Source organism: Bradyrhizobium sp. S3.2.6, from assembly GCF_040546885.1.
GTDB classification, from domain to species: domain Bacteria; phylum Pseudomonadota; class Alphaproteobacteria; order Rhizobiales; family Xanthobacteraceae; genus Bradyrhizobium; species Bradyrhizobium cytisi.
The window spans coordinates 145,266-167,820 of the sequence record NZ_JBEPOS010000004.1 but is presented as its reverse complement, the minus strand read 5'-3'; the positions used below and the strand labels follow the sequence as shown (position 1 = coordinate 167,820).

The following is a 22,555-nucleotide window of genomic DNA, read 5'->3' as shown; positions in this document are numbered from 1 at the left end:
GGATGCGCTTCTTAATTCAATGAGCGGATACCCACGCCCTCGCGTCACGCTGCGCGGCCGAGATCTCGACCTCGGACATCTGGCCGGCCACTTCCTGGCGCAGCGCGACGGCGTCCTTGCGGCCCTTCAGCGCAGCGAGGTTGAACCATTTGTGCGCGGCGACGAGGTCGACCAGGCCCGAGCGGCCGCTCGCCCAATAGATCCCACGCTCGAACAGAACGTCCGACAGCGCGCTTGCATCGATCGGCGTTGCCGCATCGAGATCGAAAGTACCCTGAAACATAACGCATCCCCTTTTTCTTATGCCGCCTCGTTCCCCGAGCGCGGCTCCCGTCCAATTCTGATTTGCGTGATCCCTTCTGGGATCCTGCGCTGTTCAACTCATCCCCGAGTCTTGTTGTCCAAGTCTTGTTGCCCAAGCCGTTTGCCGGCTTGTTGGAGACGATGATGGCGGGCAAATTTGAATGGCAGTTTAAGTATCGCGATGAAGCAGACGTAAACGGATGCGCGCGCCCCACGCGCGGGAAATTCGAGAAGTCCCTGATATGCAGGCACTTCTACGATTCGTCAGATTTGGTTTACCTTGGGATTTTCGGACATCGATAACCATCGCGCGCGGTGGTGCGTGTCCTGTGGTGTTTCTCCACCGACTGTCGTCACCCGCATTGTGCGCACTGGCGCACTGGGGACCCAGTATTCCCAGAGGCAGCAATCGTTCCCCGGGAAGCCGCGGTGTACTGGATCGCCCGGTCGAAGCCGGGCGATGACACCGCGTGCGGGGAAGCGGCGCGCAATCACACCACAGCTCTCGCCTGCCCCAAGACCCAAGCGGCCAAGGCAACGCGACAGCGCAGTGCGACTATCGTCGCGGTCAGATCAACAATGTCGGGAAAGGAATGCCGGCAATACCCCGGCCTCAGGGAACGAGGGCGTCGGCGAACACGTCAGGATCAGATTCCAAATTGGCCCGAAGGCCGTCTGTGGAATTGCGGAGCCCTTATTCAAGGAGCCGCACCGAACGAAGAAAACTTGTTTCTTCTGCCGGACCGGACTTTGACGAGCGAGCCCGTGAAAGCTGACGATCCGACCGTTGACCTGATGTCTCGCCGACACCCTCTATCGTCGACCAGAACCTCCAGGAGGCGCTGATGACGTGCCGGCTCTCTGGGAGCCGGCAACTTCAGAAGTCGAAGTTACTTCTTCTTCTTCGCGACCTTGCGGGTCTTCTTCGCAGTCTTCTTCACTGCGCTCTTCGCCTTCTTCGCCTTCTTCGCTTTCTTGGCCATGTTGCCCTCCGATGTGTGAGATGGCTTTAATCGCTGCGCGCATTCGGGGATCGAATGTGCACTCACCCCGAATACACCAACACGACGAAAAAAACATCTTCTCACTTAAGGAAGTGTTGACGACGCAGCGCGCGTGCGCCAGCCGCGCTTGATTTGCCGGCACGCACAGACACGCGTCAGCGATTGCAAATGCTTCTCGTGACGTCGCCGTCGGCAAGCGCCGCGATCGCAGGAAAACACTATGCAGCAAGTATTATTCTGCGCGCGCACATCACGAATGATCAGTGCGATGATGCGCACTGCAAAGCGCGCGATGGCGTCGCGGGGACGAATCGCGGACTCTGAGTCGCGAATTTTGGCAACGAAATTATTTTCATGCTTAACGGCGGAAGCGCTCGTCAGAGCGCGTGCAAGTCGCCGTTTCATGCGAATCGCGCCGCCGCGATTCGCATCTGCAACGTGACCTCAACGGGATGAAGTTTGCTGTTTGCGATGCGTGCGCGCGTCTCGTCTCGTCTCGACGTGGCGCGAGGTGACGGCAAGCATCCCGCCGTCTCGTCCGAACGCGCGACGTCAGACGCCGAGCTTGGACTTGAGCAGCTCGTTGACGCTCTGCGGGTTCGCCTTGCCGCCGGATGACTTCATCACCTGGCCGACGAACCAGCCGAGCGACTGCGGCTTGTCCTTCACCTGCGCGGCCTTGTCGGGATTGGCCGCGATGATGTCGTCGACAACCTTTTCGATCGCCGAAAGATCCGTGACCTGCTTCATGCCGCGGCTTTCGACCAGCGCGCGAGGGTCGCCACCCTCCTGCCAGACGATCTCGAACAGATCCTTGGCGATCTTGCCGCTGATCGTGCCCTCGCCGATCAGGTCGACGATCGCGGCAAGCTGCTCGGCGTTGACCGGAGCGCCCGTAATATCCCGTCCCTCCTTATTGAGACGGCCGAACAGCTCGTTGATCACCCAGTTCGCCGCCATCTTGCCATCGCGGGCGCGGTTGGCGAGCCTGTCGAGCACCGTTTCGTAGAACACCGCGCTCTCGCGCTCGGCGACGAGCACGCTCGCGTCGTAAGCCGACAGGCCGAGGTCGGCGACAAAGCGCGTCTTCTTCTGGTCCGGCAGCTCGGGGAGCTCAGCCTTCAGCTCGTCGACGAAGCCTTGCGAGAACTCCAGCGGCAGCAAATCCGGATCGGGGAAGTAGCGGTAGTCGTGCGCCTCTTCCTTCGAGCGCATCGAGCGCGTCTCACCCTTGTTGGGGTCGTAGAGCCGCGTCTCCTGGTCGATCTGGCCGCCATCCTCGAGGATCTCGATCTGGCGGCGCGCTTCGTACTCGATCGCCTGGCCGATGAAGTTGATCGAGTTCATGTTCTTGATCTCGCAGCGGGTGCCGAGCGGCGCGCCCGGCTTGCGCACGGAGACGTTGACGTCGGCGCGCAAAGATCCCTTCTCCATGTCGCCGTCGCAGGTGCCGAGATAGCGCAGGATCGAGCGCAGCTTGGTCACATAGGCCTTGGCCTGCTCGGCGTCGCGGATGTCCGGTTTAGAGACAATCTCCATCAGCGCGACGCCGCAGCGGTTGAGATCGACAAAGGACAGCGACGGCGACTGGTCGTGCAGCAATTTTCCGGCATCCTGCTCCAGGTGCAGCCGCTCGATGCCGATCGTGGCAGTCTTGCCGTCGCCCAATTCAACCGTGACCTCGCCCTCGCCGACAACGGGCGATTTGTACTGGCTGATCTGGTAGCCCTGCGGCGAGTCCGGATAGAAATAGTTTTTCCGGTCGAACACTGAACGCAGATTGATTTTTGCGTTGAGGCCGAGGCCGGTCCGGACAGCCTGCCTGACGCATTCCCCGTTGATGACGGGCAGCATGCCTGGCATCGCCGCGTCAACGAGCGACACGTGGCTGTTCGGCTCGCCGCCGAACGTGGTGGACGCGCCCGAGAACAGCTTTGAGTTCGAGGTCACCTGGGCATGGATCTCCATCCCAATGACCATCTCCCAGTCGCCGGTTGAGCCCTTCAGAAGCTTGTGCGTGGCCGTGCTCATGTCTTGCTCCCGAGCAGCGTGGCAGCGATCCGCTCCCACTCCGCTTCCAATGAATCCTTTGCCGCAGGCTGGCCGGCCTGGCGGTACCAATAGCCGGCATTGCCGAGATCGCCTTCGACGCGGTGCAGATAGGCGTGCACCCAGGCGGCGGCGCGGCCATTGTCGTCCTGGACGATCTTGTGCGCCTGGTCCCAGTCGCCCTTCGCGGCCCACCAGAGACCGGCGAGCGGCGCGCTCAGGCCAGGCGCGGGCGCCGCGCCGTCGAGGCTCGCGATGAAATCGGCGACATTCACCACCACCTCGCGGGCGTGAAGCGGCCGGCGGCCTGCTCGATCACCTCACTGAGCGAGAACAGCGTCTCCTCGTCGAAGGGACGGCCGATCAGCTGCAGGCCGAGCGGCAGGCCCTGCGCGTCCTTGCCGGCGGGCACGGCGATGCCCGGCAGGCCCGCCATGTTCACGGTGACCGTGAAGATGTCGTTGAGATACATCTCGACGGGGTCGGCGCCGCCCTTCTCGCCGATGCCGAAGGCCGCCGACGGCGTCGCCGGCGTCAGGATCGCGTTGACGCCCTTGGCGAAGCAATCCTCAAAATCCTTCTTGATCAGCGTGCGCACCTTCTGGGCACGCAGGTAATAAGCGTCGTAATAGCCGGCCGAGAGCACATAGGTGCCGATCATGACGCGGCGGCGCACCTCCGCGCCAAAGCCTCTGGCGCGGGTGTTCTCGTAGAGCTCGGTGATGCTCTTGCCCTGCTCGCGCAGGCCATAGCGGACACCGTCATAGCGCGCGAGGTTAGACGAGGCCTCCGCCGGCGCCACGATGTAATAGGCCGGCAGCGCGTATTTGGTGTGCGGCAGCGACACCTCGACGAGCTCTGCGCCGGCCGCTTTCAGCCAGGCCGCGCCCTCGCTCCAGAGTTTTTCGATCTCGGCCGGCATGCCATCGAGACGATATTCCTTGGGGATGCCGATCCTGATGCCCTTCACGGACTTGCCGATCGCGGCCTCGTAGTCCGGCACGGCAATGTCGACCGAGGTCGTGTCCTTCGGATCGTGCCCGGCCATCGAGCGCAGCAGCATCGCCGCATCGCGCGTGCTCCGCGCGATCGGACCGGCCTGGTCGAGCGAGGAGGCAAAGGCGACGATGCCCCAGCGCGAGCAACGGCCATAGGTCGGCTTGATGCCGACGGTCGCGGTGAACGCGGCCGGCTGGCGGATCGAGCCGCCGGTGTCGGTCGCGGTCGCGCCCATGCAGAGCAGCGCCGCCACCGCGGAGGCCGAGCCGCCGGACGAGCCGCCCGGCACCAGCGCGGTGTTGCTGCCGGCGCGGCGCCAGGGATTGGCGACGGGACCGAAGCACGAGGTCTCGTTCGCCGAGCCCATCGCGAACTCGTCATTGTTGAGCTTGCCGAGCATCACGGCGCCGTCGCGCCAGAGCTGCGAGGTCACGGTGGACTCATAGGTCGGCACGAAATTGCCCAGGATCTTCGAGCACGCCGTGGTGCGCACGCCCTTGGTCGCGAACAGATCCTTGATGCCGAGCGGGATGCCGGCGAGCGGACCTGCATCACCATTGGCGATCTTGGCATCCGCCTCGCGGGCCATGGCGCGCGCCTGATCCGGCGTCTCCATCACGAACGCATTGAGCATGCGCGCGGCTTCGATCGCGGAAAGATGCGCGTCGGTCAGCTCGAGGGACGTGAAAGTCTTGGCCGCGAGACCCTTGCGGGCCTCGGCGAGCGTCAGCGATGTCAAATCGGTCATTTATTGATCGGGCTGCAGAAGAACGGAGACAGGGTCTTGTCGTTGGCCGGGTCGTTTTTCTTGGCGGCCGCATTCGCAGCGGCCTCGAGCTCGTCGAGCACGGCATTGACGGCGACATTGGGATCGGCCGCCTTGCCCTGCCGTTCCATCTTGTCGAGGTAGTTCATGTAGGCCTGATAGGCCTTCTCATCGTCGCAAAGCATGCACATCGGAACGCGTCCTGAATTGGATTACTCAACGACCTTCGGCACCAAGAAGAAGTGACCTTCGATCGCAGGCGCATTGGCAACGATATCGTCGGCGATCTCGCCGTCATTGACCACGTCTTGCCGCTTCTTCATCTGCATCGGGGTGACCGAGGTCATCGGCTTCACGCCCTCGACATTGACTTCGGAGAGCTGCTCGACAAAGGCGAGCATGGCGTTGAGCTCGCCCTGCAGATGCGGAACCTCGTCCTCGGAAACCGCAATGCGCGCCAGATGCGCGATGCGGCGGACGGTAGCGGCGTCGACGGACATTATATAAGGCCTCTCACGGCAAAACCTATGTGCCGTATAGCAGAGGCCGGTTTTGCGCCGCAACCGGCGCTGGGGACTACCCGGCCATCTGCCGCAGCCGGGCCAGTGCCGATTTGGCGAGGTCCCGGGTCAATTCGGCCGCAGGGAGCTCCCGGCCGAGGCCGATCGCCTGCCCGGCCCAGAGATTGGTGAAATCCACCCGGCCTTGCTTCTCGGCCGCCGCCTTCAGCGGCCCCAGCGCGGTCGCCGCGTGGGGAAACGGCGGCGCGTCCGGCGAAATCGGGCCGGCCTCGCGCATCAGGCGGTTCTGGACACCACGCGCGGGGCGACCGGTCATCACATTGGTGATGACCGTGGAATCGTCCCGCGCCTCGGCAAGCGCCTTGCGGCCGCCTGCGCTGACCTTGGACTCCGGACAGCGCAAGTAGGCGCTGCCGATCTGCACGCCGGAGGCGCCGAGCGCGAAGGCGGCCGCGATGCCGCGCCCGTCGGCAATGCCGCCGGCCGCGATCACCGGCACCTTCACGGCATCGGCGACCTGCGGCACCAGCGCGAACGTGCCGGGCTGCTCCGAGATCTTGTCGGTCAGGAACATGCCGCGATGGCCGCCGGCCTCGGCACCTTGCGCAATGATGGCGTCCACGCCGCGCTGTTCGAGCCAGACCGCTTCCTTCACTGTCGTGGCCGACGAGATGACGAGGCAGCCTGCCGCTTTGACGCGCTTGAGCAGCGCCGGCTCCGGCAAGCCGAAATGGAAGCTGACGACCTCCGGCTTCAGCTCCTCGACCACCTCGCAGAAAGAGGCATCGAACGGCGCGCGGTTCGCGGCATTGATCGGCGCAGCGGGATCGAGGCCATGCTCGGCGTAATAGCCCGTGAGCCGCTGCTTCCAGCGCGCTTCGGCCTCGGCCGTGAGCTCGACCGGCGTGTGGCAAAAGAAGTTCATGTTGACCGGCGCCTTCACGCGCTGGCGAATGATGTTGACCTGCTCGCGCGCCTTCTCCGGCGACAGCATCGCGCTCGGCAACGACCCAAGCCCGCCGCCCTGAGCCACGGCGATCACCAATTCGGCGTCCATCACGCCGGCCATCGGCGCCAGCACGATCGGAAATTCGGTCTTAAAGAGATCGATCAGTCGACGGTCAGGCCACATGGTGTGTCTCTCTTGGTTCAGGCGAGCGATGCGATGGCGTTGCGCCGGCCGGCAAGGAGCTGCTCGGCCTCAGTCGCAATCCGTTCGACGATCTCGGCCGCCGGTGGAATATCATGGATCAGGCCGACCGCTTCTCCCGCAAAGACGGCCGCGATTTCGAAATCGCCCGCCATTTTTGCCGCGGCGTATTCCTTGGCAACGTCGTCTGCGCGCTGCATCAGCTCGACCTCGCGGCCGGTCCAGGTCTTGATATGGCCGTTGACCAGCGTTCGCGCAGTGAACGGCGCCGGCCAGAACAGTTTTCGCGACCAGTCGGGAACGACGCCGCGCACTGTGTCGTTCGAATCGGCCGTCCGGATGCGCGCCTTGGCGTCCGCAGCGGCATTGGCCTCCACGCTCGCATAGAAGCGCGTGCCGACCAGCACGCCGGAGGCGCCCAGCACCATCATCGCGGCGAGGCCCCGACCATCGGCGATCCCGCCAGCCGCGACGACAGGCACGCGCCCGGCCGCGAGATCGACGATTGCTGGCACGATATCGAGTGTCGTTCGCGATGCGCCATGGCCGCCCGCCTCCGTCCCCTGCGCGATCAAGATCTCCGCGCCGGCATCGAGCGCCTGTTTCGCCATGTCCTCGCTCTGGACCTGGCACATCAATCGCGCACCGCTGGCCTTGATCTGCGGCGCGAACGGCGCGGGATCGCCGAACGACAACATGACGGCCTGCGGGCGGGCGTCGAGCGCGATCTCAAGAAGCTCGGGTTGCTTTGCCAGGCTCCAGGTGATGAAGCCGATGCCGAACGGCGCAAAACCCTTCAACTCCGCGGCCTCGGCCTGAAGTCGGGCGCGGTCACCGTAGCCACCACCGAGGATCCCGAAGCCGCCGGCCTCGCTGACGGCGCGGGTGAGCCGGCTGCCCGCGATCGTGTCCATGGGCGCCGACAGGATCGGATGCCTGATCCCGAGAAGCTCCGTCAGCGGCGTGGTGATCGGCATGCGTTCTCCCGCTCTGGACAGAAACATTAGGCCCAACTAGCATTCTCGAAAAATGAATTGTAGCGAACGCTGCCATCACAAAAGCGAAACGACACCATGGAACTCAGCGACATCCAGACCTTTGCCGCGGTCGCCCGCACCGGGGGCATCACGCGCGCCGCCGAAGAGCTCAACACGGTGCAATCCAACGTCACCCAGCGCATCAAGGCCTTGGAGGCCGAGATCGGCACACCGCTGTTCGAGCGTCACAGCCGCGGCATGACGCTGACCGGCGCCGGCAAGAGGCTGTTGCCTTACGCGCAACGAATGGCGGCGTTGTCGCGCGAAGCCGTGCTCGCCGCGCGCGACGACGGCGAGCCGAAGGGGCCGCTGTCGATCGGATCGATGGAGACGACGGCGGCAGTGCGGCTGCCGCCGCTGCTGTCCGATTTCCACCGCCGTTTCCCCGCCGTGCGCCTCAGCCTGCGCACGTCGCCGACCGCCGATCTCGTCGCCGGCGTGCTCGAAGGCACACTCGATGGCGCCTTCGTCGCCGGCCCCATCGCGCACGCCGACCTCACCGTAACAAGCGCATTCCGCGAAGAGCTGGTGCTGGTCAGCGCGCGGCGCTGGGCCTCGCTTGCCGAACTGCGCGCCGGCACGCCGGAATCCGGCCCGACGGCGCTCGCGTTCCGCACCGGTTGCACCTATCGGCAGCGGCTCGAGCAGATCTTCGTCGAATTCGGCTGGCCTTCGGCAGCGCGCTTCGAGCTCGGCACGCTCGACGGCATGATCGGCTGCGTCGCCGCCGACATGGGCGTGACGCTCCTGCCGCGCGCTGTGGTCGAGCGCAGCGCGATGAACGGCAGCGTGACGATGCACGCGCTGAGCCCGTCGCATGGCCGCGTCGAGACGCTGTTCATCCAGCGTCGCGCCGGCCATCAAACCAGCGCGCTTCATGGCTTCCTGTCATGCCTGACCAGGGCCGACGACATCATCGCGGCCTGATGAACCACCGCCGCAGCGCAACGGGAGCCAAGATCGGGGTTCACTCCGCGGCGCGACGCGTGATATGCGCTAGTCCATGCCGGCTCTTATCCTGCCCCTCGTCGATGCTGCAACCCACTGGCCCGACCGCGGCGGGTTGATCGGCCTTGATCTTGGCACCAAGACCATTGGCGTTGCCGTATCCAATCCGGACCGCCGGCTCGCGACCGGTGTCGAGACCATCCAGCGCAAGGCGTTCAAGCAGGACGCCGCGCGGCTGCTCGCCATCGCAGCCGAACGCAAGGTCGTCGGCTTCGTGCTCGGCCTGCCCATCAACATGGACGGCAGCGAGGGCCCGCGCGCGCAGTCGACCCGCGCCTTTGCGCGCAATCTGGCCAACCTCACCACGCTTCCGATCGGCCTCTGGGACGAGCGCCTCTCGACTGCGGCGGTCGAGCGCGAGCTGATCGGCATGGACGTTAGCCGCGCCAAGCGCGCCGAGGTGATCGACGAGCACGCCGCGATCTTCATCCTGCAGGGCGCGCTTGACCGGCTCGCCAATCTTCGCACGGCTTCAGAGAATGGCTGATCCATGGCCGTCGTGATCGCGGCGCTGCTGCCGGTCTTCATCCTCATCGTGCTCGGCGTGGTGCTTAGGCGCAGCCTGATGCGGCTCGACACGCAATGGCACGGGCTGGAGCGGCTGACTTATTTCGTGCTGTTTCCGATGCTGCTGATCCAGACGCTGGTGAAAGCCGACCTCACAAAAGTGCCGGTCGCCGGCGTCGGCGGCGCGCTGCTGCTGTCGGCGCTGGCGATGTCGCTGTTGTGCCTTGCGCTGCGGCCAGCCTTGGCGCGCCTCGACATCGACGGCCCCGCCTTCACCTCGATCTTCCAGGGCGCGACGCGCTGGCAGACCTATGTCGCGCTGTCGGTCTCCGCCAATCTGTACGGTGACGTCGGGCTGGCGCTGGCCTCGGTCGCGATGGTCGCGATCATTCCGCTGGTCAACGTGTTCAGCGTCGCCGTGCTCGCGCATTACGCCGCGCCGGAGAAGCAATCGGCGCGCGCCATCGTCATGACCGTGATCCGCAATCCACTGATCTGGGCCTGCATCATCGGCCTCACCATCAATGTGGTTCACCTGCCGCTGCCGAAAATTTGGCACGAGGTTGCCGACGCGCTCGGCCGCTCCTCGCTCGCCATCGGCCTGCTCGTCACCGGCGCCGGCCTCCAGCTCAAGGGCCTGCTCCGCCCGAGGCTGGGCGCGACGATCGGCGTGGCGTTCAAGCTGGCGCTGATGCCCGTATTGGCGCTGGTGCTCGCCGTCTGGTTTGGCCTGTCAGGTACCAATCTCGCCATCGTCGCGATCTGCGCGGCGGTGCCGACCTCGCCAAGCGCCTACGTGCTGGCCCGCCAGATGGGCGGCGATGCGCCGCTGCTGGCGCAGATCATCACGCTGCAAACGATTTTGGCGGCGATCACGATGCCAATCGCGATCGCGTTGGTGGCCACCGGGCCCTAAACGTAAGGCCCACCGAGGAAGAGGACACCCGTGTTCATGCCCGAATGGAGCATCACTGGTAGCCAAGTGGAATTAGCTCGCAAGCGAAAATAGCCAAGCACGAGGCCTATTGCAAAAAGCCAGGAGCGGTCATACCAGCCGTACTGCGTGTGGTTGAGCGCCCAGAGGGCCGCTGTTAGCACGACGGCGCCGTACGGCCCGAGAAACGACTGAGACCAGCCCCGAAACATAAATCCTCGGAAAACGAACTCCTCGAACACCGGCGCCCCAACGCAGATTCCGATCGCCAAAGTGAACAACCCTATCGCCCCTCCAACCAGGATGCCGGAATTGGTCTGAGGCTCCACCATGCCAAGCTTGATCGTCACGAAGGTGTCGATGGTCATCAGAATGATCATGACGCCGAACCCGCAGACCACCTCGTCGCGACTCGGCCAGTTCAGCGCCAGATAGTCGGCGAAATCTCTTCCGGCCATCCGGACCGCTACCCACAATACAGCGATCGCAGCCGGCGTTCCCAGGATGATGCCTGACGCCTGCCAGCGACCCTGCTCCCACACTGCTTGAAACTCGGCCGGCGTCAGGTTCTTCGTTCCACCATAGGCGGCGAGCAAGAGCCTCAGCGCGAACCCGCCCGTCAGCACAAATGCACCGTAAGCAAGTAAGACGACGAGCAACGTCTGCATGAAATCCCATGTCCGGGGCGGCCGGGTTGAGCCGGCCGCGGACGGGCCTGCCTTTTCGAGTTCGGACATTTGGGCTTTCCCCGACAATGTCGGAGCAAAGGTGGGTGTAGGTGCTACCCCAACATACTAGGCGATCGTCGGACGGGCAATTGCCCCCGCTCAGGATCAGCGCGGTCGAAACAACAGGCCCCTCGCCTCACCCCCCCAGCCACATCGTCAGCACCACCGCCGTCATGTTGTTCAGCGCATGCAGCACAATGGTGAGCCAGAGCGAGTTGGCGCGGTAGCGCATGTAGCCGAACCAGAGGCCGATGGAGAACACCTCGGCGAGAAAGTACAGATCGTATTGCAGGTGCACCGCCGTCCACACCAGCGACGACAGGATGATCGCGCCGGGCACGCGCAGGAAGCTCGCCGACCAGCCGCGGAACAGGAAGCCGCGCGCGAGCACCTCCTCCGACATCGGCGCGGCCACGCTGAAGGCGAACAGCAGCAACAGCGCGGCGCCCTTGTCACGGCCCGATTTCAACAGGTCGGTCATGAAGCCTGGCGTGGCCTCACGGCCGAAGGATCGCGACACGACCTCCCAGGCCATCACGACCAGGATGAGGCCGGCGGCGCCGAGCAAAAGCTGGCTCCAGGCCGGCCAGCGCAGCGCCAGATAGTCAACGAAGGATGCCTTCTTGATGCGGATGGCGAGCCACACCGCCGCGAGCGTCGCAGGCAGGCCCATGATCACGGACAGCGCCAGCGCCTGCGGTTCGCGGCCGACCGACTGGATCGAGTTCATGTCGAGCGGCAGCCCGCGCATGACCCCTAGCAGCAGGACCGCCCCAACCTGGCCGACGAACATCGCGACAAAGACAAGCAGGCCCCACAACGCTGTGCCCCAGAACTTCCAGACGCGCAGGGGCGCAGGCCTCAAGATCAGCGGCGGATGATCGGGATTGAGCGTGTCCATCAGAAGGCTTTCGTTTGGCGGGCTCACGGCAGCGCCCGCTCCAGCAGCCCACGCACCTCACCGCTCTCGAGCTCCACGGCACCGTACATGCTGGCGTGATTGACGGCGAGGCGCGTCGCGGCGAACAGCTCAGCGTGGTGGGATGAGACGCCGTTGAGCGCCGCGGCGGCGGCCAGCAGCGCCAGCTTCTCGACCGCGAGCCGCGCGATGCGCTCGCTGTTGCGCGACGGAAAGTTTTCCCGATAAGAGCGACCGCCTCGCTCGCCCCGGGCAGGTCTTTCGTCTCGGCCGCAAGCGATTGCAGCACGGCCATCGCGGCCTCCGGCTCGCGCGAGAGCGCGCGCAGCACGTCGAGGCACATCACGTTCCCCGAGCCTTCCCAGATCGCGTTGACCGGCGACTCCCGGTAGTGGCGCGCCAGAATGCCGTCCTCGACATAGCCGTTGCCGCCGAGGCACTCCATTGCTTCATAAAGGAATGGCGGTGCGCTCTTGCAGGTCCAGTATTTGATCGCGGGCGTCAGCAGACGCATGTAGGCCGCGTCAGCCGCGTCATGCGGCGTGCGGTCGAAAGCGCGGCAGAGCCGCATGACGAGCGCCGTGCTCGCCTCGACATGCAGCGCCATGTCGGACAGCACGGCCTGCATCAAGGGCTGATCGGCGAGATGTTTCTGGAACACACTGCGGTGACGGGCGTGATGCAGCGCGTGCGCGAGGCCCGAGCGCATCAGGCCGACCGAGGCAATCGCGCAATCCTGCCGCGTCAACTGCACCATCTGGATGATAGTGCGGATGCCCTTGCCTTCTTCACCAACGCATTCGGCATGGGCACCGACGAACTCGACTTCCGAGGACGCATTTGAACGATTGCCGAGCTTGTCCTTGAGCCGCTGGAACTGGATCGCGTTGACCGATCCGTCCGGCGCGAAGCGCGGCATGAAGAAGCAGGTCAGTCCCTGCTCGGCCTGCGCCAGGACCAGGAACGCGTCGCACATCGGCGCCGACATGAACCATTTATGGCCGGTGATGCGGTAGGCGTTCCCGTCGCGCACCGCACGCGTGATGTTGGCGCGCACGTCGGTGCCGCCCTGCTTTTCGGTCATGCCCATGCCGAGCGTCATGCCGCGCTTGTCCCACCACGGCGTGAAGCCGGGATCGTAGCTCCTCGTCGATAACACCGGCATCACCTTGGCGAGCAGGTCCGGCTGCATCGCCAGCGCCGCAACGGAGGCGCGGGTCATCGTCATCGGGCATAGATGACCGGTCTCGACCTGCGAGGCCATGTAGAATTTTGCGGCACGAATGACTTCGGCGGCATCGCCCACCGGTGTCCCATCCGCCATCCACGTCGAATTGTGCACGCCGGCATGCGCGCTGTGCGCCATCAGTTCATGATAGGCGGGATGAAATTCGACCTGGTCGCGGCGATTGCCCTTGGCATCGAAGGTGCGGAGTTTCGGCGTGTTCTCGTTCGCCGCGCGCCCGCGATCGGCCATCGCCGCCGAGCCCCAATGTTTCCCGAACTCGGACAGCTCCCGCTCCGCGGCGGCGCCGCCATTGGCCTTCACAGCGTCGACCAGCGGGCGATCGACGGCAAACAGGTCGACGTCCTCGAACGGCGGCGACTGGTTGAAGACCTCGTGGGTCGCGAAGCTTGGCTGGGTCATCTGCGCTTCCTCGGACCGGAATCAGTTCCGCCGCGGCTGGATCGGGAAATCATAGGCCGCCCCGCCCACCCCCGGCAGGGAAAAATGCCACCACTCCTTCGAATAGTTCACAAAGCCTTGCTTCGCCATCGCGGCCACCAGCCGTCTGCGCCAGGCGCGCTGATCGGGCGTGATCGACGGTGCTGCGGTATGCCCCTTCGCATCGGTGCAATCATAGCCGGTGCCCATGTCGACGCTGCCTTCCGGCGGCCGCGCCTCGACCGGCGCCGTGCAGTCGGCGTAGGATCTTGACGGATCGATCTTGGCGGAATTGTCAGCCTTGAGATCGACCAGCGTGAGGTCGAGCGCCGCACCCGTCGAATGCTGCGAGCGGCTCGCGATATAGCCGAGGCGGAACAGCTCGGTCTTGGGGATCTTCGGATTGTAGCGCCGATCGGCTGATGTCTCGTGGCCGTTCTGCGACCATTTCACCATGTCGAGCGAGGCACGCGCCGGCCGGTAGCAGTCGAACATTTTGAGCGAGAGATTTTGCGTGGCAAGATCCTGCTGAACCGCCTTCAGCCGCAGCCCCACCTCCCGCGTCACCACGCATTCGCCCGCACCATAGCCGGCGAGCGGGCGCCCGACGAAGTTGTTCACGGTGGCGTAGCGGATGTCCTGAATGATGGTGGAATCGACGTCGCGCAGATAGACGAAGCCGCCGGGGAGCGATTGGGCTGAAGCGGATGAGATTATGGTTATCGCACCAATCGCCGTCGGAAATAATCTCACGAGATGCCTCCACATCGTCATGGCCGGGCTTGTCCCGGCCATCCACGCCTTTTCTGCGGCAGCACCTAAGAACGTGGATGCCCGGGACAAGCCCGGGCATGACGGAGATAGACGGCTTGGGCATGCAACGTCGGCAATAGGCCGACAGATCAGGGGATAACTCCCCGCCCCGGCATTGGCCCTTGCTCCCTCCGCCATCCGCGCCTATAGCTCTCGCTTTAATGACATCGAAATCGACCTTCGTCCTCGGCCACCGGCATTTGCTGGGCATCGAGGGCCTTTCCGCGGCCGACATCAGCGGCCTCCTCGACCTGTCCGAAGAATATGTCGAGCTCAACCGCCAGGTTGACAAGAAGCGCACCGTCCTGCGTGGACGGACGCAGGTAAACCTGTTCTTCGAGGCCTCGACCCGGACCCAGTCTTCGTTCGAGCTCGCCGGCAAACGCTTGGGTGCCGACGTCATGAACATGTCGGTGTCCTCCTCGTCCATCAAGAAGGGCGAGACGCTGGTCGACACCGCGATGACGCTGAACGCCATGCATCCGGATATCCTGGTGGTGCGCCATCACGCCTCCGGCGCGGTGGAACTGCTGGCCCGCAAGGTTGACGGTTCCGTGATCAATGCCGGCGACGGCGCGCATGAGCATCCGACGCAGGCGCTGCTCGACGCACTCACCATCCGCCGCAACAAGGGCCGGATCGAGGGCCTCGTGGTCGCGATCTGCGGTGACGTGCTGCATTCGCGCGTCGCCCGCTCCAACATCATCCTGCTCAACGCCATGGGCGCCCGCGTCCGCGTCGTCGGCCCCTCCACGCTGCTGCCGCCCGGCATCGAGCGGATGGGCGTCGAGGTCGCGCGCGACATGCGCGAAGGGCTCAACGGCGCGGATATCGTCATGATGCTGCGGCTGCAGCGCGAGCGCATGAATGGCTCCTTCGTGCCGTCGACCTCCGAATATTTCCACTATTTCGGGCTCGACCAGAAGAAGCTCGCCTACGCCAAGCCCGACGCACTCGTGATGCATCCAGGCCCCATGAACCGCGGCGTCGAGATCGACACGGCGGTCGCCGACGGCGCACAGTCCCTGATCCGCGAACAGGTGGAGATGGGCGTGGCCGTGCGCATGGCGGTGCTCGAAGCGCTCGCCCGCAACCTGCCGAACGCGTGATGCTCATGCTGATTGACCGCCGCCCGATCCTGCTCGCCAACGCCCGCGTCGTCGATCCCAGCAGGGATTTCGACGGTCCCGGCGACGTCCTGATTGCCGACGGCGTCATCCGCGAGACCCGTCGCGGCATTGGTGCCGCCGGCGTCCCCGAGGGCACCGACGTCGTCAATTGCTCCGGCATGATCGTGGCGCCCGGCCTGATCGACATGCGCGCCTTCGTCGGCGAGCCCGGCTTCAGCCATCGCGAGACCTTTGCGTCCGCGAGCCAGGCGGCCGCGACCGGCGGCATCACCACCATCATCTGCCAGCCCGAGACCTCTCCGGTCATCGACAACTCCGCGACCGTCGATTTCGTGATGCGGCGTGCGCGCGACACCGCGATCGTCAACATCCAGCCGATGGCGGCGCTGACCAAGGGCATGCGCGGCGAGGAGATGACCGAGTTCGGCCTGCTCAAGGCCGCAGGCGCCGTGGCCTTCAGCGATGGCGACCGCAGCGTCACCAATGCGCAGGTGATGCGGCGCGCGCTGACTTACGCGCGCGACTTCGACGCGCTGATCGTGCATCACACCGAGGACCCCGATCTCGTCGGCGAAGGCGTGATGAACGAGGGCGAGTTCGCCTCGCGCCTCGGCCTGATGGGCATCCCCAAGGCCGCCGAGGCCGTGATCCTCGAACGCGACATGCGCCTGGTCGCACTGACCGGCGGCCGCTATCACGCCGCGTCGCTGTCCTGCATCGAGTCGCTCGAGATCCTGAAGCGCGCCCGCGACGCAGGCCTTGCCGTCACCGCCTCGGTCTCGATCAACCATCTTGCGCTGAACGAGAACGACATCGGCCCCTACCGGTCCTTCCTGAAATTGTCGCCGCCGCTGCGCACGGAGGACGATCGCCGCGCGCTGGTGGAGGCGGTGGCCTCCGGCCTCGTTGATGTCATCATGTCCGATCACAATCCGCACGACGTCGAGATGAAGCGCCTGCCGTTTGCGGAAGCGGCTCCAGGCGCCATCGGGCTCGAGACCATGCTGCCCGCGGGCCTGCGGCTGGTTCACAATGAGGAGCTCGACCTCAAGACGCTGATCCGGGCGATGTCGACCCGGCCGGCGGAGATTCTGGGCCTGCCCGGCGGAACCCTGCGCGCAGGCAGCCCGGCCGACGTCATCGTGATTGATCCCGACGTGCCCTGGGTGGTCGATCCCGCCGACCTCAAATCGCCGTGCAAGAACACCCCGTTCGACGAAGCCCGCTTTACAGGTCGCGTGGTGCGGACCATCGTTGGCGGACGGACGGTTTTTGAGCATGTCTAGGATGCCGTCTTTTGGCGATGCGGGGCCCGTCTCGCGTCGCGGCAATATGTCAGGACCGGATCATGGGCGCTGGCTATGTCGGCCATGGAGACACCGCCATGGGGCTTGATGCATTCCTGCCGGTGGCCTTCGTCATCGGCTACTTGCTTGGCTCGATTCCGTTCGGGCTGGTGCTGACCAGGCTTGCCGGCACGCAGGATATCCGCTCGATCGGTTCCGGCAGCATCGGCGCCACCAATGTGCTGCGCACCGGCCGCAAGAGTCTCGCCGCGGGCACCCTGCTGCTCGATGCGCTCAAGGGCACCGTGGCCGTGCTGATCGCCGGCTACATCGCCGGCCCCAATGCCGCGATGGTGGCGGGCCTCGGCGCCTTCCTCGGCCATCTCTTCCCGGTCTGGCTGAAGTTCAAAGGCGGCAAGGGCGTCGCGGTCTATATCGGCATCCTGCTAGGGCTGATTCCGGCCGGTGCCTTGGTCTTCTGTATCGTTTGGCTCGCCACCGCCTTCACCACCCGCTACTCGTCGCTCTCGGCGCTCGTGGCGGCGTTCGTAACGCCAATCTCACTCTGGTTTTTTGGCAACTATGAGTTGGCCTCACTGGCCGTGGTGCTGACGCTGCTGCTGTTCTACGCGCATCGCGAGAACATCAAGCGGCTGCAATCAGGCAAGGAAAGCCGGATCGGCGAGAAGGCGTAAGGCCGGAAAAAGTCCGGATACCGCCGCGGGGCAACCGCATTATATGCCAATTCCTGTTCGCAACTCGGAAGCCCTTCGCGGCCACAGTGGCGAGCGGGTTCCATGCCTGTCATCCTGACGGCGGAAATGGTGTTACGCGGTTGCTCAGAATGAGCGAGAAGATGGACGGCACGCATGACGACGGCGGCTCGCAGGGCACTGCGGCAAGCCGGCTGCTCTCATCGACCAACGTCTGGTCCAACGTGCCCTTACTGCCTCCCGCGCCGAAGCCTGTCCCCGCACCTCCACCTGCTCCCGTGGTGCAAGCTCCTGCAACGGTCAAGGTCGTAACCAGTGCTGCGCCTGCCCAGCCGCGCGCCGAGCCATGGCCGCCGCGAAAACTGTCACTAGCGCTTCAGGGCGGCGGGACCTTTGCCGCCTTCACCTGGGGCGTGCTGGAGCGGCTGCTGGAAGAGCCGTCGATTGAATTCGATACTATCAGCGGCGCCAGCGCCGGCGCCATCAACGCGCTGCTGCTGGCCTGCGGCCTTGCAGAAGGCGGCCGCGAAGGCGCTCGCAGCCGGCTGAACCGGTTCTGGATCCGGCTGATGCACGAGGCCTCGTTCCGCTCGCTGATGCTGATCGGCGGCTTCTCGCCGGCGGGAAGCTCGCTCGCCTTCGGGCCGACGTTGCGCTCCGGCCAGTTCGATCCGTTCGATCTCGATCCGCTGCGCCTGGCGCTGTCACGCGACATCAATTTTGCCGACTTGCGCAATGCCAGATGCCCAAAGCTCTTGATCGCGGCAACGCGGATCCGCGACGGGCAGCAACAGATTTTTGGCAATGACGCCGTGACCGCCGACGTCGCGCTGGCCTCGACCTGCCCGCCGCTGGTTCACTGCGCCGTCGAGATCGACGGCGAGGCCTATTGGGATGGCGGGCTTGGCGGCAATCCGCCGCTGATCGAGCTGGCGCAGCAATCGGCAGCCGCCGATCTGCTGCTCGTCCAGGTCACCCCCACGCGCGACAGCTATGTGCCGATCACGCTCGCCGCGATCGATCGCCGCCTCGACCAGATCGCGGCCAACGCCGCGCTCAACGCCGAGATCGCAGCAATCGCATGGGCGCAGTCCCACGCAGCGCCCGCACTGCGCCTCTCCAAAATTGCCGCGGAAGACTCGATCGAGGGCCTGGCGCAGCGCTCGTCCACCGACCTCGGCCGCGGCTTCATCCGCCTGTTGCACCGAAGCGGCCGCGAAGCCGCCGAGCGCTGGCTCGGGCCGAGTTCGCATGCCGCCGCGGTGCAGATCAGATCGGACGATCGCGAACCCGCGCTAGCCTGACTTCGCCAGCGCATCCTCCAGGAACCACGCCGCCGCCAGCGCGACGGGATCGTTGCCGAAGCGCGCAATCACCTGCACGCCAATCGGCAGGCCACCGACCTTCATCACCGGCACGTTGACGCAAGGGTTGCCCATCAGCGTCCACAGCCGGTTGTAGCGGGGCGAGCCGGTCGAGGCGAGTTCCTTGGCCGGCGCTGTGCCCGGCGCCGAATAGGTCAGCAGCACGTCGAAACCCTCGAACATTTCAGCCAACTCGCGACGACCGCGTCGCGCGATCCGGCGGGCGTCGTCATATTCCTTCGGCGTCAGTCCGACAGTGGCGTCGAGACTCTCGCGCAGCATCGGCGCGATCTCGTCGTGATGCTGGTCGAACTCCCAGGCGAGCGCGCGATGCGCCTCAAAATCCTGGATGATGGGATGGATGCGCCAGGCTTCCTGCACCGCCTCGGGCAGATCGATGGTCTTCACGCTGGCGCCGGCGCGCCCGGCCGCCTTGATCGCCGCCAGCAACCCCTCTTCGGCCGCCGGCTCGACGGCCTCGGCAAACTCCTGCCTGACAACGCCGATGCGCGGCGTCTTCGCCGCGACAATGCCGTCGAATTCAGTACGCCCGGTGATTGCCAGCAACCCGCGCGCGAGATCCTCTGCGCGGGATCCAAACAGGCCGACCGTGTCGAGCGCCCACGAATAGCATTTGACGCCGATGGTCGGCAGCATCCGGAACGACGGCTTGATCGCGGCTGCGCCGCAATAGGCGGCGGGCCGGATCACCGATCCGCCGGTCTGGGTGCCCAACGCCAGCGGGATCATGCCGGCGCCGACGGCCGCCGCCGAGCCCGAGGACGAGCCGCCCGGCGTATGGCCCAGATTGTGCGGATTGAGCGTCGAGGTCGGATCGCGCGAGGCGAACGCCGTGGTCGTGGTCTTGCCGATGATGGTGGCGCCCGCCCGCTTCAGCATCATCACCACCGGCGCGTCCGAGCGCGGCTGCCAGCCGCGATAGATCTCCGAGCCCATCTCGGTCGGCATATCAGCGGTGTCGATGATGTCCTTGATGCCGACCGCGATGCCCCGCAGCGGGCCGGAGGACTGAGCTTTCGCCGACTTGTCGTGACGGACGAACGCGCGAACATCCTTCTCCTTGGCCTCGATCGCCGCGTGCGACTGGGCAATGGCGTCATCGGGCGAAAGCTCTCCGCTCGCGACGCGGCGCTGGAGGTCGGCGAGTGAGATCATGGCAAAATCCTTCTTATTGGGATCGCTTTTAGCATCGCGACGAGGCCGTGCAAGCGCACGTCGACGCGAGCAAACCATGCGTGGAGTCTGGCGAGACAACACCGATCGAATGAATGCGTCGAGCAGTTCAAGAGAGGCATCTCGGCCGCAGCACTCGTCGCCGCGCGCGCTGGTCCTTAGGTTCAAAATTAGAAACGGTGACTTTCTATCATTTCTATTTATGCCGCAATTCAAAAGCGCCACCGTGAGGCCACAACGAAGGCCCGCGACGCAACTTCTTCCAAACGGCAGACGCTGATGCGTCACCGCCGTCGGACCTCAACCAAGCACAGGAGCGACTACCATGGATACGACCCGTTATGCTTCCCTCGTTGGCCGGCTGATGATCGGCCTCCCGTTTGCAATGAGCGGCTTCGGCAAGCTCGCCGCTTATGGTGCGACGACCGCCTACATCGCCTCTGCTGGATTACCGGTGCCGCCGGTGGCTTATGCGATCGCAGTTCTGGTCGAACTCGGTGGCGGTCTCTTGCTGATCGCAGGCTATCAGGCCCGCTCGGTCGCGCTGGCGCTCGCCATCTTCTCGGTGGCTGCCGGGGTCTCGTTCCACAACAACTTTGCCGATCAGAATCAGATGATCCATTTCCTCAAGAACGTGATGATGGCGGGCGGACTGCTTCAGATCTATGCCTTCGGCGCTGGTGCGTTCAGCCTTGACGCACGCCTCTTGCGTGGCAGCGTCGGTGCCGTTCAGGCGGCGCACGCACGTTAACCGGACGAGCTTGGAGAGGACCCGTCGACCGCGGCGGGTCTTCCCGGTTGTGCTTTTGACCGCGATCGAGCTCCCCCCTGTTGCCCACGCCCTCAGGTTGTTCCATGCTGCGCCCACAAGGAGACGCCGTGGACGCCATCAATCCGAGCGTAGAACTGACTGAGGCTGACAGGACCGACCGCCTGCGGCTGATCCGCTCGGACAATGTCGGGCCGCGCACGTTCCGATCGCTGGTCGATCACTTCGGCACGGCGCGGGCCGCGCTGGAGCGGCTGCCGGATCTGGCGCGCCGCGGCGGTGCGGCGCGATCGGGGCGCATCTGCAGCGTGGATGAAGCCAAGGCCGAGCTCGCCGCAAGCCGCAAGCTCGGCATCGCCTGGCTCGCGCCTGGCGAGAACGGCTATCCGGCGCGGCTCGCGACGCTCGACGATGCACCGCCTCTGCTCGCCGTGCGCGGTGACAACGCAACGCTCATGCGTCCGATGATCGCGATCGTCGGATCGAGAAATGCCTCCGGCGCGGGCTTGAAGTTTGCCGGCCAGCTCGCGCGCGAGCTCGGTGAAACCGGCTTCATCGTCATCTCGGGGCTCGCGCGCGGCGTGGATCAGGCCGCCCATCGCGCCAGCGTCGCAAGCGGCACGGTCGCGGTGCTCGCCGGCGGCCACGACTGCATCTATCCGCCCGAGCATGGCGATCTGCTCACCGCGATCCTCGATCACCGGGGCGCTGCGATCTCCGAAATGCCGCTCGGCCACGAGCCGCGCGCCCGCGACTTTCCCCGCCGCAACCGGCTGATCTCCGGCGCTTCGCTCGGCGTGGTCGTGGTGGAAGCCGCGCACCGCTCGGGCTCGCTGATCACCGCGCGCATGGCCGCCGAACAGGGCCGCGAGGTGTTCGCAGTCCCCGGCTCTCCGCTCGATCCGCGCGCCGCCGGCACCAACGATCTGCTCAAGCAAGGGGCGACCCTCGTGACCGAAGCCGCCGACATCGTCAACGCGGTCGCACCGATCATGGAGCGGCCGTCGATGCATCCGATGAGCGAACCCGACAGCGAGCCGTTCGAGAACGATCCGCAAGGACATGACCGCGACCAGATCACGGGCTTGCTCGGCCCCACGCCTGTTACGGTCGACGATCTCGTGCGGATGTCCGGCGCCTCGCCCGCGATCGTGCGCACGGTGCTGTTGGAGCTCGAGCTCGCCGGCCGGCTCGAACGTCACGGCGGCGGATTGGTCTCGCTGCTTTAGCCGCCGTTGCGCTCGTCGAAGCGCGTGCGTGCCGATGCGATCTGCTCCTGATGCGCGATCGCCCATTCGCCCAGCGCCTTCACTGGCTCCTGCAGCCCGCGACCGAGATCGGTCAGCTCGTAATCGACGCGCGGCGGAATGGTCGGGAAGATCGTGCGCGTGACGAGGCCGTCGCGCTCCAGGCCACGCAGCGTCAATGTCAGCATCCGCTGCGAGATACCGTTGATCATGCGCTTCAGCTCATTGAAGCGCTTGGGCCCGTCGCTCAGCATCATGATGACGAACACGCTCCATTTGTCGCCGACGCGCGCAAGGATCGAGGCTACGCCGCGGCAGTCCGCATGGTTCGGATCCGGCCTCCGGGGCTCAGGCAAATCGGTGTGTGCAGGTCTCAAAGATGTGCCCATGGCTCAAAAAAGTGCGTTCTTGCGGGGAATTTGATAGTCACTCATGTAGTGCGGGTTAC

At 65.2% G+C, this 22,555-nt stretch carries 22 protein-coding genes and 1 pseudogene; 9 read left to right on the top strand and 14 right to left on the bottom strand.

What is annotated here, in order from left to right:
• Positions 1 to 16: 16 nt before the first annotated feature.
• The 8 genes from ABID58_RS11125 to ABID58_RS11090 all read right to left on the bottom strand — a co-directional run bounded on the left by ABID58_RS11125 (position 17) and on the right by ABID58_RS11090 (position 7,769).
• The gene (locus ABID58_RS11125; RefSeq protein WP_148754922.1) at positions 17 to 283 is read right to left on the bottom strand and encodes a hypothetical protein; all 267 of its coding nucleotides are present in this window, start codon (positions 281 to 283) and stop codon (positions 17 to 19) included.
• A 1,576-nt stretch (positions 284 to 1,859) separates the two neighbouring features.
• Positions 1,860 to 3,338 (bottom strand): Asp-tRNA(Asn)/Glu-tRNA(Gln) amidotransferase subunit GatB, encoded by a 1,479-nt coding sequence (gene gatB, locus ABID58_RS11120; protein ID WP_354032662.1) that lies wholly within the window; start codon positions 3,336 to 3,338, stop codon positions 1,860 to 1,862.
• Entirely contained in the window at positions 3,335 to 3,637 is a 303-nt protein-coding gene (locus ABID58_RS11115) for a hypothetical protein (RefSeq protein ID WP_354032661.1), read from the bottom strand. Before ABID58_RS11115 ends, gatB begins: the two co-directional genes overlap by 4 nt.
• Complete coding sequence (gatA, locus tag ABID58_RS11110; protein ID WP_354032660.1) at positions 3,628 to 5,103, bottom strand: Asp-tRNA(Asn)/Glu-tRNA(Gln) amidotransferase subunit GatA; 1,476 nt, start codon at positions 5,101 to 5,103, stop codon at positions 3,628 to 3,630. Before gatA ends, ABID58_RS11115 begins: the two co-directional genes overlap by 10 nt.
• The gene (locus tag ABID58_RS11105; RefSeq protein WP_354032659.1) at positions 5,100 to 5,312 is read right to left on the bottom strand and encodes a hypothetical protein; all 213 of its coding nucleotides are present in this window, start codon (positions 5,310 to 5,312) and stop codon (positions 5,100 to 5,102) included. The genes gatA and ABID58_RS11105 overlap by 4 nt, the downstream gene beginning before the upstream one ends.
• A gap of 21 nt (positions 5,313 to 5,333) precedes the next feature.
• Positions 5,334 to 5,621: an Asp-tRNA(Asn)/Glu-tRNA(Gln) amidotransferase subunit GatC gene (gatC, locus tag ABID58_RS11100; protein WP_354032658.1), complete on the bottom strand. Its 288-nt coding sequence runs from the start codon at positions 5,619 to 5,621 to the stop codon at positions 5,334 to 5,336.
• A 76-nt stretch (positions 5,622 to 5,697) separates the two neighbouring features.
• The gene (locus tag ABID58_RS11095; RefSeq protein WP_354032657.1) at positions 5,698 to 6,774 is read right to left on the bottom strand and encodes an NAD(P)H-dependent flavin oxidoreductase; all 1,077 of its coding nucleotides are present in this window, start codon (positions 6,772 to 6,774) and stop codon (positions 5,698 to 5,700) included.
• Positions 6,775 to 6,791: 17 nt separating this feature from the next.
• On the bottom strand, positions 6,792 to 7,769 hold the full coding sequence (locus ABID58_RS11090; protein WP_354032656.1) for an NAD(P)H-dependent flavin oxidoreductase: 978 nt from the start codon (positions 7,767 to 7,769) through the stop codon (positions 6,792 to 6,794).
• 96 nt (positions 7,770 to 7,865) lie between these two features.
• Between ABID58_RS11090 and ABID58_RS11085 the strand changes: the two genes are divergently transcribed.
• The 3 genes from ABID58_RS11085 (at position 7,866) to ABID58_RS11075 (ending at position 10,260) form a co-directional block, all read left to right on the top strand.
• Complete coding sequence (locus ABID58_RS11085; RefSeq protein WP_354032655.1) at positions 7,866 to 8,756, top strand: LysR family transcriptional regulator; 891 nt, start codon at positions 7,866 to 7,868, stop codon at positions 8,754 to 8,756.
• 76 nt (positions 8,757 to 8,832) lie between these two features.
• Complete coding sequence (gene ruvX, locus ABID58_RS11080; protein WP_148754915.1) at positions 8,833 to 9,324, top strand: Holliday junction resolvase RuvX; 492 nt, start codon at positions 8,833 to 8,835, stop codon at positions 9,322 to 9,324.
• Positions 9,325 to 9,327: 3 nt separating this feature from the next.
• Positions 9,328 to 10,260: an AEC family transporter gene (locus ABID58_RS11075; protein ID WP_354032654.1), complete on the top strand. Its 933-nt coding sequence runs from the start codon at positions 9,328 to 9,330 to the stop codon at positions 10,258 to 10,260.
• On the opposite strand, the gene ABID58_RS11070 is transcribed toward ABID58_RS11075, so the two are convergent.
• The 4 genes and pseudogenes from ABID58_RS11070 to ABID58_RS11055 form a co-directional block, all read right to left on the bottom strand.
• The gene (locus ABID58_RS11070) at positions 10,257 to 11,015 is read right to left on the bottom strand and encodes a CPBP family intramembrane glutamic endopeptidase (protein WP_354032653.1); all 759 of its coding nucleotides are present in this window, start codon (positions 11,013 to 11,015) and stop codon (positions 10,257 to 10,259) included. The two genes, ABID58_RS11075 and ABID58_RS11070, sit on opposite strands and share 4 nt — an antisense overlap.
• A gap of 127 nt (positions 11,016 to 11,142) precedes the next feature.
• On the bottom strand, positions 11,143 to 11,907 hold the full coding sequence (locus ABID58_RS11065; protein WP_148754937.1) for a CPBP family intramembrane glutamic endopeptidase: 765 nt from the start codon (positions 11,905 to 11,907) through the stop codon (positions 11,143 to 11,145).
• Between the two features lie 23 nt (positions 11,908 to 11,930).
• Positions 11,931 to 13,573, bottom strand: a pseudogene (locus ABID58_RS11060) (acyl-CoA dehydrogenase family protein).
• Between the two features lie 21 nt (positions 13,574 to 13,594).
• Positions 13,595 to 14,359: a M15 family metallopeptidase gene (locus tag ABID58_RS11055; protein ID WP_354032803.1), complete on the bottom strand. Its 765-nt coding sequence runs from the start codon at positions 14,357 to 14,359 to the stop codon at positions 13,595 to 13,597.
• 206 nt (positions 14,360 to 14,565) lie between these two features.
• Between ABID58_RS11055 and ABID58_RS11050 the strand changes: the two genes are divergently transcribed.
• The 4 genes from ABID58_RS11050 to ABID58_RS11035 all read left to right on the top strand — a co-directional run bounded on the left by ABID58_RS11050 (position 14,566) and on the right by ABID58_RS11035 (position 18,837).
• A complete protein-coding gene (locus tag ABID58_RS11050) occupies positions 14,566 to 15,513 on the top strand; it encodes an aspartate carbamoyltransferase catalytic subunit (RefSeq protein ID WP_148754911.1) in 948 nt (315 codons plus the stop codon).
• 5 nt (positions 15,514 to 15,518) lie between these two features.
• Complete coding sequence (locus tag ABID58_RS11045) at positions 15,519 to 16,820, top strand: dihydroorotase (RefSeq protein WP_148754936.1); 1,302 nt, start codon at positions 15,519 to 15,521, stop codon at positions 16,818 to 16,820.
• A 98-nt stretch (positions 16,821 to 16,918) separates the two neighbouring features.
• Entirely contained in the window at positions 16,919 to 17,515 is a 597-nt protein-coding gene (plsY, locus tag ABID58_RS11040) for a glycerol-3-phosphate 1-O-acyltransferase PlsY (RefSeq protein WP_148754935.1), read from the top strand.
• A 149-nt stretch (positions 17,516 to 17,664) separates the two neighbouring features.
• Positions 17,665 to 18,837: a patatin-like phospholipase family protein gene (locus ABID58_RS11035; RefSeq protein WP_354032652.1), complete on the top strand. Its 1,173-nt coding sequence runs from the start codon at positions 17,665 to 17,667 to the stop codon at positions 18,835 to 18,837.
• Here the strand turns inward: ABID58_RS11035 and ABID58_RS11030 are convergent.
• Positions 18,829 to 20,073 (bottom strand): amidase, encoded by a 1,245-nt coding sequence (locus tag ABID58_RS11030; RefSeq protein ID WP_354032651.1) that lies wholly within the window; start codon positions 20,071 to 20,073, stop codon positions 18,829 to 18,831. The two genes, ABID58_RS11035 and ABID58_RS11030, sit on opposite strands and share 9 nt — an antisense overlap.
• A gap of 343 nt (positions 20,074 to 20,416) precedes the next feature.
• On the opposite strand from ABID58_RS11030, the gene ABID58_RS11025 reads away from it, so the two are divergent.
• On the top strand, positions 20,417 to 20,842 hold the full coding sequence (locus tag ABID58_RS11025; RefSeq protein WP_148754908.1) for a DoxX family protein: 426 nt from the start codon (positions 20,417 to 20,419) through the stop codon (positions 20,840 to 20,842).
• Positions 20,843 to 20,946: 104 nt separating this feature from the next.
• Complete coding sequence (gene dprA / locus ABID58_RS11020; protein WP_354032650.1) at positions 20,947 to 22,089, top strand: DNA-processing protein DprA; 1,143 nt, start codon at positions 20,947 to 20,949, stop codon at positions 22,087 to 22,089.
• On the opposite strand, the gene ABID58_RS11015 is transcribed toward dprA, so the two are convergent.
• Complete coding sequence (locus ABID58_RS11015; RefSeq protein ID WP_354032649.1) at positions 22,086 to 22,496, bottom strand: winged helix-turn-helix transcriptional regulator; 411 nt, start codon at positions 22,494 to 22,496, stop codon at positions 22,086 to 22,088. The genes dprA and ABID58_RS11015 overlap by 4 nt on opposite strands.
• Between the last annotated feature and the right edge of the window lie 59 nt (positions 22,497 to 22,555).

Excerpts from the sequence above, each read along its gene's own strand:
- ABID58_RS11125 (WP_148754922.1), bottom strand. The coding sequence starts at position 283 with ATGTTTCAGGGTACTTTCGATCTCGATGCGGCAACGCCGATCGATGCA.
- gatB (WP_354032662.1), bottom strand. The coding sequence starts at position 3,338 with ATGAGCACGGCCACGCACAAGCTTCTGAAGGGCTCAACCGGCGACTGG.
- gatA (WP_354032660.1), bottom strand. The coding sequence starts at position 5,103 with ATGACCGATTTGACATCGCTGACGCTCGCCGAGGCCCGCAAGGGTCTC.
- ABID58_RS11105 (WP_354032659.1), bottom strand. The coding sequence starts at position 5,312 with ATGTGCATGCTTTGCGACGATGAGAAGGCCTATCAGGCCTACATGAAC.
- gatC (WP_354032658.1), bottom strand. The coding sequence starts at position 5,621 with ATGTCCGTCGACGCCGCTACCGTCCGCCGCATCGCGCATCTGGCGCGC.
- ABID58_RS11095 (WP_354032657.1), bottom strand. The coding sequence starts at position 6,774 with ATGTGGCCTGACCGTCGACTGATCGATCTCTTTAAGACCGAATTTCCG.
- ABID58_RS11090 (WP_354032656.1), bottom strand. The coding sequence starts at position 7,769 with ATGCCGATCACCACGCCGCTGACGGAGCTTCTCGGGATCAGGCATCCG.
- ABID58_RS11085 (WP_354032655.1), top strand. The coding sequence starts at position 7,866 with ATGGAACTCAGCGACATCCAGACCTTTGCCGCGGTCGCCCGCACCGGG.
- ruvX (WP_148754915.1), top strand. The coding sequence starts at position 8,833 with ATGCCGGCTCTTATCCTGCCCCTCGTCGATGCTGCAACCCACTGGCCC.
- ABID58_RS11075 (WP_354032654.1), top strand. The coding sequence starts at position 9,328 with ATGGCCGTCGTGATCGCGGCGCTGCTGCCGGTCTTCATCCTCATCGTG.
- ABID58_RS11070 (WP_354032653.1), bottom strand. The coding sequence starts at position 11,015 with ATGTCCGAACTCGAAAAGGCAGGCCCGTCCGCGGCCGGCTCAACCCGG.
- ABID58_RS11065 (WP_148754937.1), bottom strand. The coding sequence starts at position 11,907 with ATGGACACGCTCAATCCCGATCATCCGCCGCTGATCTTGAGGCCTGCG.
- ABID58_RS11055 (WP_354032803.1), bottom strand. The coding sequence starts at position 14,359 with ATGTGGAGGCATCTCGTGAGATTATTTCCGACGGCGATTGGTGCGATA.
- ABID58_RS11050 (WP_148754911.1), top strand. The coding sequence starts at position 14,566 with ATGACATCGAAATCGACCTTCGTCCTCGGCCACCGGCATTTGCTGGGC.
- ABID58_RS11045 (WP_148754936.1), top strand. The coding sequence starts at position 15,519 with ATGCTGATTGACCGCCGCCCGATCCTGCTCGCCAACGCCCGCGTCGTC.
- plsY (WP_148754935.1), top strand. The coding sequence starts at position 16,919 with ATGGGGCTTGATGCATTCCTGCCGGTGGCCTTCGTCATCGGCTACTTG.
- ABID58_RS11035 (WP_354032652.1), top strand. The coding sequence starts at position 17,665 with ATGAGCGAGAAGATGGACGGCACGCATGACGACGGCGGCTCGCAGGGC.
- ABID58_RS11030 (WP_354032651.1), bottom strand. The coding sequence starts at position 20,073 with ATGATCTCACTCGCCGACCTCCAGCGCCGCGTCGCGAGCGGAGAGCTT.
- ABID58_RS11025 (WP_148754908.1), top strand. The coding sequence starts at position 20,417 with ATGGATACGACCCGTTATGCTTCCCTCGTTGGCCGGCTGATGATCGGC.
- dprA (WP_354032650.1), top strand. The coding sequence starts at position 20,947 with ATGCTGCGCCCACAAGGAGACGCCGTGGACGCCATCAATCCGAGCGTA.
- ABID58_RS11015 (WP_354032649.1), bottom strand. The coding sequence starts at position 22,496 with ATGGGCACATCTTTGAGACCTGCACACACCGATTTGCCTGAGCCCCGG.